General features: G+C 71.9%; 14 protein-coding genes. 8 read left to right on the plus strand and 6 right to left on the minus strand.

Annotation, left to right across the window (positions count from 1 at the left end; translation table 11 throughout):
* Positions 1-159 precede the first annotated feature (159 nt).
* The 3 genes from AB0B29_RS23375 to AB0B29_RS23385 all read left to right on the plus strand — a co-directional run bounded on the left by AB0B29_RS23375 (position 160) and on the right by AB0B29_RS23385 (position 3,282).
* On the plus strand, positions 160-1,758 hold the full coding sequence (locus tag AB0B29_RS23375) for an ABC-F family ATP-binding cassette domain-containing protein (RefSeq protein WP_362242920.1): 1,599 nt from the start codon (positions 160-162) through the stop codon (positions 1,756-1,758).
* 353 nt (positions 1,759-2,111) lie between these two features.
* Positions 2,112-2,330 (plus strand): helix-turn-helix domain-containing protein, encoded by a 219-nt coding sequence (locus tag AB0B29_RS23380; RefSeq protein WP_010037790.1) that lies wholly within the window; start codon positions 2,112-2,114, stop codon positions 2,328-2,330.
* A gap of 148 nt (positions 2,331-2,478) precedes the next feature.
* Complete coding sequence (locus AB0B29_RS23385; RefSeq protein WP_362242923.1) at positions 2,479-3,282, plus strand: enoyl-CoA hydratase/isomerase family protein; 804 nt, start codon at positions 2,479-2,481, stop codon at positions 3,280-3,282.
* Positions 3,283-3,423: 141 nt separating this feature from the next.
* Here the strand turns inward: AB0B29_RS23385 and AB0B29_RS23390 are convergent, their stop codons facing one another.
* The gene (locus AB0B29_RS23390; RefSeq protein WP_362242926.1) at positions 3,424-4,140 is read right to left on the minus strand and encodes a nucleopolyhedrovirus P10 family protein; all 717 of its coding nucleotides are present in this window, start codon (positions 4,138-4,140) and stop codon (positions 3,424-3,426) included.
* 83 nt (positions 4,141-4,223) lie between these two features.
* On the opposite strand from AB0B29_RS23390, the gene AB0B29_RS23395 reads away from it, so the two are divergent.
* From AB0B29_RS23395 to amaP, 5 genes are read left to right on the plus strand one after another with little or no spacing between them, the layout of a single operon-like run.
* Positions 4,224-4,700, plus strand: coding sequence for an Asp23/Gls24 family envelope stress response protein (locus tag AB0B29_RS23395; protein ID WP_362242928.1), 477 nt, complete (start codon positions 4,224-4,226; stop codon positions 4,698-4,700).
* Between the two features lie 49 nt (positions 4,701-4,749).
* Positions 4,750-4,938, plus strand: coding sequence for a hypothetical protein (locus tag AB0B29_RS23400; RefSeq protein WP_362242930.1), 189 nt, complete (start codon positions 4,750-4,752; stop codon positions 4,936-4,938).
* A gap of 5 nt (positions 4,939-4,943) precedes the next feature.
* Positions 4,944-5,318: a hypothetical protein gene (locus AB0B29_RS23405; protein ID WP_362242933.1), complete on the plus strand. Its 375-nt coding sequence runs from the start codon at positions 4,944-4,946 to the stop codon at positions 5,316-5,318.
* A complete protein-coding gene (locus AB0B29_RS23410; protein WP_362242936.1) occupies positions 5,315-6,013 on the plus strand; it encodes a DUF6286 domain-containing protein in 699 nt (232 codons plus the stop codon). Before AB0B29_RS23405 ends, AB0B29_RS23410 begins: the two co-directional genes overlap by 4 nt.
* 5 nt (positions 6,014-6,018) lie before the next feature.
* Positions 6,019-6,597: an alkaline shock response membrane anchor protein AmaP gene (amaP, locus tag AB0B29_RS23415; protein ID WP_362242939.1), complete on the plus strand. Its 579-nt coding sequence runs from the start codon at positions 6,019-6,021 to the stop codon at positions 6,595-6,597.
* A 103-nt stretch (positions 6,598-6,700) separates the two neighbouring features.
* Here amaP and AB0B29_RS23420 read toward each other — a convergent pair whose 3' ends face one another.
* From AB0B29_RS23420 to AB0B29_RS23440, 5 genes are all read right to left on the minus strand, one after another.
* Positions 6,701-7,456, minus strand: a complete 756-nt coding sequence (locus tag AB0B29_RS23420) for an SDR family oxidoreductase (protein ID WP_362242942.1) — start codon at positions 7,454-7,456, stop codon at positions 6,701-6,703.
* Positions 7,457-7,461: 5 nt separating this feature from the next.
* Entirely contained in the window at positions 7,462-9,243 is a 1,782-nt protein-coding gene (locus AB0B29_RS23425; RefSeq protein WP_362242945.1) for a glycoside hydrolase family 15 protein, read from the minus strand.
* A gap of 186 nt (positions 9,244-9,429) precedes the next feature.
* A complete protein-coding gene (locus AB0B29_RS23430) occupies positions 9,430-10,227 on the minus strand; it encodes an SURF1 family cytochrome oxidase biogenesis protein (protein WP_362242948.1) in 798 nt (265 codons plus the stop codon).
* A 49-nt stretch (positions 10,228-10,276) separates the two neighbouring features.
* Positions 10,277-10,510, minus strand: a complete 234-nt coding sequence (locus AB0B29_RS23435) for a hypothetical protein (protein WP_078615365.1) — start codon at positions 10,508-10,510, stop codon at positions 10,277-10,279.
* A gap of 111 nt (positions 10,511-10,621) precedes the next feature.
* On the minus strand, positions 10,622-11,623 hold the full coding sequence (locus AB0B29_RS23440) for a DEDDh family exonuclease (RefSeq protein ID WP_362242951.1): 1,002 nt from the start codon (positions 11,621-11,623) through the stop codon (positions 10,622-10,624).
* Between the last annotated feature and the right edge of the window lie 32 nt (positions 11,624-11,655).

An 11,655-nucleotide genomic window follows, 5' to 3' on the forward strand; every position in this document is an offset into this window, starting at 1 on the left:
GTCCCCGTTAGACTGTCCTCCATGGCCATTCTCCTCGCGCATTAGACGGCGGGAACGCCCGCCCGTCGCCCGCCACCGCCCTTCCAACGGCGTGCTACGCGCGGCACGGCACCCCCTGATCCGTCCATCCCGCCCCCGTATCCGCCCTGGAGTCTGTCCGTGATCTCCGCTTCCGGTATCGAGCTGCGCGCCGGTGCCCGCGTCCTCATCGAAAACGCCTCGTTCCGCATCGCCAAGGGCGACCGCATCGGGCTGGTCGGCCGCAACGGCGCGGGGAAGACCACCCTCACCAAGTGCCTCGCCGGCGACGGCATCCCCGCCGGCGGCACCATCACCCGCTCCGGCGAGGTCGGCTACCTCCCGCAGGACCCCCGCACCGGCGACCTCGACGTCCTCGCCCGCGACCGCATCCTGTCCGCGCGCGGCCTGGACGTGCTGCTCCGCAAGATGCGCGAGAACGAACAGCGCATCGCCAACGGCCAGGGCGCCACCCGCGAGAAGGCCCTCAAGCAGTACGAGCGCCAGGAGACCGAGTTCCTCACCAAGGGCGGGTACGCCGCCGAGGCCGAGGCCGCCACCATCGCCGCCGCGCTCAACCTGCCCGACCGCGTGCTCGGCCAGCCCCTGCACACCCTGTCCGGTGGACAGCGCCGCCGTATCGAGCTGGCCCGGATCCTCTTCTCCGACGCGGACACCCTGCTGCTCGACGAGCCCACGAACCACCTCGACGCCGACTCGATCGTCTGGCTGCGGGACTACCTCAAGACCTACCGCGGCGGCTTCGTCGTGATCTCCCACGACGAGGACCTCGTCGAGACGGTCGTCAACAAGGTGTTCTACCTGGACGCCAACCGCGCCCAGATCGACATCTACAACATGGGCTGGAAGCTCTACCAACAGCAGCGCGAGGCCGACGAGAAGCGCCGCAAGCGCGAGCGGCAGAACGCCGAGAAGAAGGCCTCCGCACTGCACTCCCAGGCCGACAAGATGCGGGCCAAGGCCACCAAGACCGTCGCCGCGCAGAACATGGCCCGCCGGGCCGACAAGCTGCTGGCCGGCCTGGAGGCCGAGCGGAAGTCCGACAAGGTCGCCAAGCTGCGCTTCCCCGAGCCCTCCCCGTGCGGCAAGACCCCGCTCATGGCCGAGGGCCTGTCGAAGTCCTACGGCTCGCTGGAGATCTTCACCGATGTCGACCTGGCCATCGACAAGGGCTCGCGCGTCGTCATCCTCGGTTTGAACGGCGCGGGCAAGACGACCCTGCTCCGCCTCCTCGGCGGCGCCGAGAAGCCCGACACCGGCCAGGTCATCCAGGGCCATGGCCTCAAGCTCGGCTACTACGCGCAGGAGCACGAGACGCTCGACCCGGAGCGCACGGTCCTGGAGAACATGCGCTCGGCCGCCCCCGACCTGGACCTGGTGGAGGTCCGCAAGACGCTCGGCTCGTTCCTGTTCTCCGGCGACGACGTCGACAAGCCGGCCGGGGTCCTCTCCGGCGGCGAGAAGACCCGCCTGGCCCTCGCCACCCTCGTGGTGTCCTCGGCGAACGTGCTGCTCCTCGACGAGCCGACCAACAACCTCGACCCCGCCAGCCGCGAGGAGATCCTCGGCGCGCTGCGCACCTACAAGGGCGCGGTCGTCCTCGTCACGCACGACGAGGGCGCGGTCGAGGCGCTCCAGCCGGAGCGGATCATCCTGCTGCCGGACGGCGTCGAGGACCTGTGGGGCGCCGACTACGCGGATCTCGTCGCCCTGGCCTAGAGCGGCACCGCCGCGTGATCGAATGCGTGATCAACGGCGTATGGATCATTCGGCCTAGCGGTGATCCATCATCTGTGTGAGATCTCCTCGTACCGAGGTGTGTCCTACATCGATTTCGCGGCCGAGCCCCCAATCCTTCCGGGCTCGGCCGCGCCGCCATTCTGACCTGGGCCTTTCCGGAACGATCCGTTCGGCCGTACGGACATCACGCTTCGGAATTCCGCATTCCGCATGTGGGGATGTGCTCCCGTCGTCACAACCTTGTCTCACGGACCTTGCCGAATGGGTGGCCAGGAAGGCCCGGAGGGGTGATCATGAGGAGACCAGAGCGCACTTCCCATGAGGAGGCACGGGTGGCCGAGACTCTGAAGAAGGGCAGCCGGGTGACCGGCGCCGCGCGCGACAAGCTCGCGGCAGACCTGAAGAAGAAGTACGACGCCGGTGCGAGCATCCGGGCGTTGGCCGAGGAGACCGGCCGCTCGTATGGCTTTGTGCACCGCATGCTCAGTGAGTCGGGCGTCACGCTGCGAGGGCGTGGCGGGGCGACCCGGGGCAAAAAGGCCACGGCCTGACCCCGGGTGGCCCCTCGGCTCCGATGGTGGCCACCCGGTCGGTCGACTGATCGGCCGGGTGGTTACTGTGCAGTCACTTAAGCGTGGCCTGCCACGACGGCGCAGCCGTCCAACGGGCTCGTAAGACCGCACACATCGGAGGCGTCCCATGGCTTCGCCCGACAAGGACCTCGTTCCCGTACTCGACAAGGACGGCGTACGGCTCACCGTCGACGACGCGATCGCCACGGTGACGCTGACCAACCCGGACAAGCGCAACGCGCAGAGCCCCGCTCTGTGGCGCGCGCTGACCGAGGCCGGCCGGCAGCTGCCGGGCTCCGTCCGCGTCGTGGTGCTGCGGGCCGAGGGCAAGTCCTTCTCGGCCGGGCTCGACCGACAGGCGTTCACGCCCGAGGGCTTCGACGGCGAACCGTCGTTCATCGACCTCGCGCGCGGCGCCGACGCCGAGTTGGACGCGACCATCGCCGAATACCAGGAGGCGTTCACCTGGTGGCGGCGCAGCGACATCGTCTCCGTCGCCGCTGTCCAGGGGCATGCCATCGGGGCGGGCTTCCAGCTCGCCCTCGCCTGCGACCTGCGCGTCGTCGCCGACGACGTGCAGTTCGCCATGCGCGAGACCAGCCTCGGACTCGTGCCCGACCTGACGGGCACGCACCCGCTGGTGGGACTCGTCGGATACGCCCGCGCGCTGGAGATCTGCGTGACCGGACGCTTCGTCACGGCCGAGGAGGCCGTCACCACCGGCCTGGCCAACCTCGCCGTGCCCGTCGGCCAGCTGGACGACACGGTCCGCGACCTCGTCTCGGCCGTGCTCGCCGCGCCCCGCGACGCGGTCATCGAGACCAAGGCGCTGCTGCGTGGCGCCCAGGACCGCACGTACGAGGAGCAGCGCGCCGCCGAGCGCCAGTCCCAGGCCCGAAGGCTGCGGGACCTCGCGGGCGTCGAGGACTGAGCCGCGCCGGGCGGGAGCCTCGCCGGGAGAGCGCCGACCCCAGCCGTCCGCCGCAGGTGTCCCGTCCACCGGCGCCCTGCGCGCCGGCAGGCCGCCGGCCTTGGGCCGCGCGGCACCACCGGCCCGGGACCGTGAGCGCGGTCAGCCGATCGCGCTCACCACGACCGCCACCGTCGGGTGATCCGACAGCGTCCGCCTGACCGCCGTCCGGACCTCCCGGGCCGCGTCCCTGGCCCGCCGGTCCGAGCTCACCGCCAGCTCCAGCCGGACATGGCGGTGGGGCAGCGCCGCGCCCTCGGGGAACAGCAGCTCGATGTGAACGGGGTGGCCCAGCGTGCCGGTCAGATGGAGGACGCCCTGGACGCCGAGCGCGGCGGCGGCCACCCGGGCCTCGTCGTCTCCCTCGGCCCGTGCGGGGCCCGGCGGCTCGGGAAGGCCCGCGGCCGCAGACGCCTCCTCGTCCTCGTCCAGCAGCCCCGTCACCCGCAGGTCCACCTCCGTCACCGTCAGGCCGAGCCGCCTGTTCGCCGCGGTCGCCAGCGTTTCCCGCAGCAGGGCCGCCGTCGCGGGCAGCGACTGCGAGGTCGTCGCGGCGAACTCCGCGGTCACCCTCAGCGGCCCGGGCGGCAGCGCACTCGGAGGAGCCGGCACGGCCGGTTCGGCGGTGTCCGCCGCGTCGGCGACGGCGAGCCGGAGCACGTCGAGGCGCACGCCCGGCGTGTCCCACGCCGCACGCCGCAGCACCGCCTCCGCTGCCCGCTCCGCGATCCACGCGCCGTCCCGCGCGTCACCCAGTGGCAGAAGCCTGCCGATTCCCAGCTGATGTCTCACTGTCTGCGCCCATCGGTCGGCCGTCATTCCTCCAGCCTGCCGTATCAGAGGCGCGCTTCCACGTAACCGTGCTTACGGTGGTCCAAGGACGACGAAAAGGACGTACGGCGATGACTGACATGACCGAGAACCGGGGTGCGGAGAGCGAGACCGCGGCGGTACGCAGGAGCCCGTTGGCCAAGCGCAGCGGCGGAGACGCCGGTTCCCGCGGCCGGACGACCATCGCGGACGGCGTCGTGGAGAAGATCGCCGGCCTCGCCGCACGCGACGTCGACGGGGTGCACGCCATGGGCAGCGGCATGTCCCGCACGTTCGGAGCAGTGCGCGACCGCGTGCCCGGCGGCGGCACCAAGTCGGTGTCGCGCGGCGTGAAGGCCGAGGTCGGCGAAGTGCAGGCGGCCCTCGACCTGGAGATCGTGGTCGAGTACGGCGTGTCGATCGCCGATGTGGCCCGTGACGTACGGGAGAACGTCATCACCGCCGTGGAGCGGATGACCGGCCTGGAGGTCGTCGAGGTCAACATCGCGGTGAGCGACGTGAAGCTGCCGGACGAGGAGGAAGAGGAACCGGAGCGCCGGATCCAGTGAGGCACGGGCCATCGGACAACGACACAGCGGCTGAGGAGCTGAGGAGCGCATGAGCATGGCCGTGGTCGGCATGATCGCCGGCATGGCGCTGGCCTTCGCCGGATATTTCGGCGGATTCGGTGCCTTCGTGCTGGTGGCGGCGCTGGGCGCCGTCGGCTTCGTCGTCGGCCGGTTCCTGGACGGGGACCTGGAGTTCGGCGACTTCTTCCGCCCTCGTGAACGCGAACGGCGGCGGTGACGCCCATGAGTACGGGGGCCGGTGAGCTCGACAGACCTCTGAGCGTCGTCCCGCCGGGCGAGCGCGGCGGGACGCGGATCGCCGACCGGGTCGTCGCGAAGATCGCCTCGCAGGCGGCCCGTGAGGCGGTCGGCACGCTGCCGCCCGACGCCGACCGGCCCTCCGCGTCCGTCGTCGTCCACCACGACGTCGCCCACGTCCGGGTCCACATCGACCTCGACTACCCCTGCGACATCGGCGCTCGCTGCCGCACGGTGCGTCGCCACGTGGTCGAGCGGGTGGGAACCCTGGTGGGCATGCAGGTGCCGGAGGTCGTCGTCCACGTCGAGCAGCTCCACCTGGTCGCGGGGCCCGGCGCGGTACAGGGGAGGACGCGATGAGCGAACCCCACGGCCGGGAACAACCGCCCGAGGGCACCACGCAGCGCCTGCCGGTCCTCGACGAGCAGGAGAGGCGGAACGACGACGGACCCGGCCGGTCCGATGCGTCGGACGCCCACGAGCCATCGGCCGAACCCGGGGAGGGCGGTGGCCGCGAGGGCCGCTTCTGGTCGGCGCGCCGCGTCCCCGCGGGCATCGTCGCCCTGCTGCTCCTGGGCCTGACCGGGCTGTTCCTCTACGACATCGTCTCCGTGCGCGCCGGGCGGCCCGGCATGTACTGGCGGCGGGAGTTGGCCCGGCAGCTCGCCGAACGGCCCCTCGACGACACGTGGGTGCTCGTGGGCGCCGGGATCACCGCCGTCCTCGGCCTGTGGCTGCTGATCCTGGCCGCCACTCCCGGCCTGCGGGCCGTGCTCCCGATGCGGCGCACCCACACCGAGGTCCGTGCCGGACTGCACCGGGAAGCCGCCGCCGTCGCGCTGCGGGACCGCGCCATGGAAGTGGCCGGCGTGCAGTCGGCACAGGTGCGGGTCCGCCGGAGACGGGCCGACGTGCGCGCGATGGCGCACTTCCGGGAGGTGGACGACGTGAAGACCGATCTGGACGCCGTGCTCACCGACGCGGTCCGCGGACTGGGGTTGTCCCGGCCGCCCTCGCTGTCGGTGCGGGTCCGGCGGCCCGGCCGGAAGGGGTGAGAGCGATGCTCAGGACCGTCAACCGCTTGTTCCTCGGCCTGGTGGGCCTGATCCTGCTGGTGCTGGGTGGCTCCGTCCTCGCCGTCGGCCTCGGCGTCTCGGCGCCCTCGTGGTGGATCCACGACAGCAAGCACGACGTGCTGCTGAGCAACGCCGAGCGCACCCGCTGGCGTGACGACGGCTGGTGGTGGCCGGTCGTCATCGCCGTCCTCGCGGTCCTGCTGCTGCTCGCCCTGTGGTGGCTCGTCGCGGTCCTGCGCCGGCGCCGCCTCGCCGAGGTCCTCGTCGACACCGGCGACGGCGACGGCGCGCTGGTGCGGGGCAGGGCCCTGGAGAAGGTCCTCACCCAGGAGTCGGCCCACGTCGACGGGGTGGACGCGGCCCACGCCCGTCTGAAGGGCCGCCGCAGCGCACCCGAGGCCCACGTGCGTCTCGCACTGGAGCCCCACGTGGACCCGGGCACGGCATTGACCGACTTCACGAGCGGCGCCTTGGTCCACGCGAGGACGTCGGCGGGTCTCGAGTCGCTTCCGGTGGACGTACGCCTGCGGGCCGTCAAGCACGGCGCGGAAAGAGTGAGTTGACGACGCACTCCAGGGGCGGGCCCCGAGGGGCGCGGGGCCGGATCGACCTGCGGCTTTGCCGCGTGGGCGCGACCAGCCCCCCGCGACCCGCGGACGGCGACGGTCAGAACCCGTGGCGGGCGCCCCCGTCGACGGGCACCATCACACCGGTCAGGTACGAAGCGGCCGGCGACAACAAGAACGCCGCTACCCGCCCGAACTCTTCGGGCGTCCCGTACCGGCGCAGCGGAATCCGCGACTCCGACGCGGCCCGGGTCGCCTCGGGATCCGCCGACAGCGCGTCCAACTGCCGTACCCGGTCGGTGTCGATCCGTCCGGGCAGGACACCGACCACCCGGATGCCCCGCGGCCCCAGCTCGTCCGAGAGCGACTTGGCGAATCCCGCGAGCCCCGGCCGCAGGCCGTTCGAGATGGTCAGCCCCGGGATCGGCTCGTACACGGACCCGGACAGCACGAACCCGATGACGCCCCCGGCCTCCATCTCGGCCGCGGCGGCGCGGGCCAACCGCACCGCACCGAGGAACACCGACTCGAACGCCGTCTGCCACTGCTCGTCGGTGTTGTCCGCGACGAACCCGGCCGGCGGCCCGCCCACGCTGACGAGGACACCGTTGAAACGGCCGAAGTTCTCCCGCGCGGCCGCGATCAGCAGGGCCGCCGCCTCCGGGTCGGCGTTGTCGACGGCGACCCCGACCGCGTTCGGTCCCAGCTCGGCGGCCGCCTCGGCGACACTCTTCTCGTCCCGCCCCGAGACGACCACCTTCGCCCCGTCCGCGACGAGCTCACGCGCGGTGGCGTTGCCGAGGCCGCGCGTGGCCCCGGTGACGACGTACACCCGGTCCTTCAGTCCAAGATCCATGGTCCCTATCCTGCCCCGTCCTCACCGAACAGGGCGAGGGCGGTGTTCACCAGCCCGATGTGGCTGAACGCCTGCGGGAAGTTGCCGAGATGCCGTCCGGTCACCGGGTCGAACTCCTCGGACAGCAGCCCGACGTCGTTGGCGAGCCCCGCCAGCCGCTCGAACAGCTCCCGGGCCTCCTTCGTGCGGCCCGTCATGTACAGGGCGTCCGCGAGCCAGAACGAACACACCAGGAAGACGCCCTCGCCGCCGGGCAGTCCGTCGACGTCGGCGTCGTCCGTGCTGTAGCGGCGCAGGAAGCCGCCGTGGGCCAGCTCCTCGCGGACCGCGTCGATCGTGCCGATCACCCTCGGATCGTCCGGCGGCAGGAACCCGACGCGCGGGATGAGCAACAGCGCGGCGTCCAGTTCGCGGGAGCCGTAGGACTGCGTGAAGGTGTTGCGTTCCGCGTCGTAACCCTTCTCGCACACCTCCTCGTGCACCTCGTCGCGCAGCGCACGCCAGCCGTCCAGGTCGCCGTCCAGCTCCGGATGGCGCTCCAGGGTGCGTACGGCACGGTCGGCGGCCACCCACACCATCACCTTCGAGTGCACGAACTGGCGTCGGCCGCCGCGCACCTCCCACAGTCCCTCGTCCGGCTGCTGCCAGTGGGTGCGCAGGAAGTCCAGCAGGGCCGTCTGCAGCGCCCACACGTCCGGCTGCGGGGAGAGGCCCGACTCGCGGGCCAGGGACAGGGAGTCCATGACCTCGCCGTAGACGTCCAGCTGGAGCTGGTTCACGGCGTCGTTGCCGATGCGTACGGGGGCTGACTCGGCGAAGCCGGACAGCCACGGCAGCTCGGACTCGGGCAGCCGGCGCTCGCCCGCCACGCCGTACATGATCTGCAGGTCCGCCGGGTCGCCCGCGACCGCCCGTAGCAGCCAGTTCCGCCAGGCCTCCGCCTCGGCCTGGTAGCCCGCGGCGAGCAGCGCGTTCAGGGTGAGGGTGGAGTCGCGCAACCAGCAGTAGCGGTAGTCCCAGTTGCGCACCCCGCCCGGTTCCTCGGGCAGCGAGGTGGTGGGGGCGGCGACGATGCCGCCCGTGGGGGCGTAGGTGAGTGCCTTGAGGGTGATCAGGGAGCGGACGACGGCGTCCCGGTACGGGCCGTTGTAGCGGCAGCGCGACACCCAGGTGCGCCAGTCCTCCACGCTGTGGCGCAGAGAGTCGTGCGGGTCGACGAGCGGCGGGCGCTCCTCGTGGGAGGGGTGCCAGGTCAGGACGAAGGTGACTTTTTCCCCCTTCTTGACGGTGAACTCGGCGTGCGTGCCGAAGTCCTCGCCCCAGCTGGTCACCTCCGGCTCGCTGCGCAGCCAGGCCGAGTCGGGTCCGGCCACCGCGATGCGGTGGCCGTCGGCCTTGCGCACCCAGGGGACGATCGAGCCGTAGTCGAAGCGCAGCTTGAGGACGCTGTGCAACGTCACCTCGCCGTCGAGGCCCTCGACGATACGGACCAGGTCGGGGGCCCGGTCGCGTTGGGGCATCAGGTCGGTGACCCGGACCGTCCCTTGTCCGGTCTCCCACTCGGTGTCCAGGACGAGGGTGTCGTGGCGGTAGGCGCGCCGGGTGCAGCGGTCCGCCCCCACGGGGGCGATGCGCCAGAAGCCGTTGTCCTCGTCGCCGAGCAGTCTGGCGAAGCAGGCGGCCGAGTCGAAGCGGGGCAGGCACAACCAGTCGACGGATCCGTCCGTACCGACCAGGGCCGCGGTCTGTTCGTCGCCGATGAGCGCGTAGTCCTCGATGCTGGGCACCCAGTGCGGGTTCCCGGCAAGTCGGCCCGGCAATCAGGGCGGGGTCCGGGGGAGTGACGTGGCCTGGCCGGCTGCCACCGCCGGTGCGGGGCCGGGCGGCCGATGTCCACGCGGCCGTCGTCCGTGGTGTCGGGCGGGGCGTCGGGCGAGGCGTCGGGCCGCGCCTCGCGCGATCGGCGGCGGTGTCTACACCGCAGCCGGCTCGGTCTCCGTCGTGTCGGAATCCTCGGCCGCCTCCTGGGCCCGCTCGCGGGCTTCGCGGCGGGCCAGGACCACCCAGCCGACCGGGACGGCCGCGGAGAACAGCCACCACTGGACGGCGTACGCGTAGTTCAGCGCCGCGTCCTCCTTGCCGGGGTTGCCCAGCAGCTCGGGAACGTCGCCCTTGGGGTCGGGGGCGGTCTGGGCGATGTAGCCGCCGAGCACGCGGGCGTCCAGGCGCCGGGCCTGCTGCTCGCTGTTGATCAGCATGATCTGCCGGTCCGGCAGGCCCTGGAGGTTCTTGATGCCGCTCGCCGCGGTCGTCTCGTCGGGCATCAGCCGACCCTTGACGGTGATCTCGCCGCTCGGCGGCGCGGGGACCTGCGGGAACGTCGTCTGGCTCGGGCCGTCGGAGGGGATCCAGCCCCGGTTGACCAGCAGCACCTTGCCGTCGTCCAGGACGAACGGGGTCAGGACGTGGTAGCCGACCTCGTCGTCGGAGTTGGTGCGGCGCCGGACGACGACCTCGTCCTCCGTGTCGAAACGGCCCTTCGCGGTCACTGTGCGGTACCGCTCCGCGCTGGTCACGGTGTGCCCGGGCGCGGTCAGCCGCTCCACGGGCACCGGGTCGGCCGCCAGCGCGTCGGTGACCAGCTGGTTCCGGGCGGTGCGCTCCTCGTAGCGATGCATCTGCCAGATGCCCAGCCTGATCATCGTGGGGATGAGGAGCAGGGCGATCAACGTGAGGATCACCCACTGCCGGGACATCAGGAAGCGGTACACCCCACGACCGTACAACTCGGTCGTGGGGTGCATTCAGTCGGGTACGGGTTCAGACCTTGTCGACAATTCCTGCCTTTCCCTCCGCGCGGGCGCAGTGGGCGCCGCAGTACCAGTGGCCCTCGACCTCGACACCCTGGCCGATGATCTGCACCCGGCAGTGCTCGCAGATGGGGGCCATCCGGTGGATCGCGCAGGAGAAGCAGTCGAAGACGTGCACCGCGCCCTGCGCGTGCACCTCGAAGGTCATTCCGTACTGATTGCCACATACCTCACAGGTCGCCATGCGCCACAGGGTGAGCCGTCGTCCCCGCGCGAGCGAGCGGGCGCCGGGCGAGTCGCCCGGCAATCACCCGTCCGTACGGTCACCCCTGCGGTGTCACCCCGGCGACGCGGCTCACCCTTCCGGCGCCGGCTCCACATCCGCGAGGAGTTGCCCGAAGGCCGCCTCGTCCACGACCGGCGTGCCGAACTGCCGGGCCTTGACGACCTTGGAGGTGCCCGAGTCCGGGTCGTTCGTGACGAGCAGGCTGGTCAGACGGGACAGGCTCGTGGCGACGTGCAGCCCGGCCTCGGTCGCCCGGTCCTCCAGCAGGTCCCGCTCGGTGGAGGTGTCACCGGAGAAGGCGACCCGCATGCCCTGCTTGAGCCGCCCGCCCGCCTCGTAGCGCCCGGGGTTGGGGTAGGGGCAGGCGGGGCGCTTGCGGGACGGGCGCCAACTGCCGGGCCGGTAACCGCCGTAGCCCCCGGGGCCCGCCTGCTGCCCGATGCGGGGCGCGGCGGGACGGTCCGTCCACTCGGTCAGCGGCCGGCACTCGTGCAGCGGCAGCCGTACGTTGTTCGCCGCCGCCGCCCGCAGGCTCGGCCGGAACGCCTCCGCCAGCACGCGCGCGTCGTCCAGGGCGTGGTGCGCCCGCTGCTGGACGACGCCGAAGTGCGCCGCGAGGGACTCCAGCTTGTGGTTGGGCAACGGCAGCCCGAGTTCCTTGGAGAGCGCGATGGTGCACAGCCGCTGGCGCACCGGCGCCTCGCGCTCGGCACGCGCGTACTCCCGGGCGATCATCTGCCAGTCGAAGACGGCGTTGTGCGCGACGAGGACCCTGTCGGCCAGCCGGGCGGTGAACTCCTCGGCGATGTCAGGGAAGAGGGGCGCCCCCTCGAGCGCCTCGCTCGTCAGCCCGTGGATCCACACCGGCCCCGGGTCGCGCTCGGGGTTGACCGTCGTGTACCAGTGGTCCTCGACCTCGCCGCGCTCGTCCAGCCGGTAGACCGCCGCGGAGATGATGCGGTCGTCCCGGGCCAGGCCCGTGGTCTCCACGTCAACGACCGCGTATCCCTTGGGATACGCGGCCGGCCACGGCGTGGCCGAGAACACTGCGGTCGTCAGGTCTTCCAGCATGGTCACTGAGGATACGGGCCGCGACTGACACC

Source organism: Streptomyces tibetensis, assembly GCF_040647715.1.
GTDB lineage: Bacteria > Actinomycetota > Actinomycetes > Streptomycetales > Streptomycetaceae > Streptomyces > Streptomyces tibetensis_A.

Coding starts and splice junctions, on each gene's coding strand:
- AB0B29_RS23385 (WP_362242923.1), top strand. CDS start 2,479: ATGGCTTCGCCCGACAAGGACCTCGTTCCCGTACTCGACAAGGACGGC.
- AB0B29_RS23390 (WP_362242926.1), bottom strand. CDS start 4,140: ATGACGGCCGACCGATGGGCGCAGACAGTGAGACATCAGCTGGGAATC.
- AB0B29_RS23395 (WP_362242928.1), top strand. CDS start 4,224: ATGACTGACATGACCGAGAACCGGGGTGCGGAGAGCGAGACCGCGGCG.
- AB0B29_RS23400 (WP_362242930.1), top strand. CDS start 4,750: ATGAGCATGGCCGTGGTCGGCATGATCGCCGGCATGGCGCTGGCCTTC.
- AB0B29_RS23405 (WP_362242933.1), top strand. CDS start 4,944: ATGAGTACGGGGGCCGGTGAGCTCGACAGACCTCTGAGCGTCGTCCCG.
- AB0B29_RS23410 (WP_362242936.1), top strand. CDS start 5,315: ATGAGCGAACCCCACGGCCGGGAACAACCGCCCGAGGGCACCACGCAG.
- amaP (WP_362242939.1), top strand. CDS start 6,019: ATGCTCAGGACCGTCAACCGCTTGTTCCTCGGCCTGGTGGGCCTGATC.
- AB0B29_RS23420 (WP_362242942.1), bottom strand. CDS start 7,456: ATGGATCTTGGACTGAAGGACCGGGTGTACGTCGTCACCGGGGCCACG.
- AB0B29_RS23435 (WP_078615365.1), bottom strand. CDS start 10,510: ATGGCGACCTGTGAGGTATGTGGCAATCAGTACGGAATGACCTTCGAG.
- AB0B29_RS23440 (WP_362242951.1), bottom strand. CDS start 11,623: ATGCTGGAAGACCTGACGACCGCAGTGTTCTCGGCCACGCCGTGGCCG.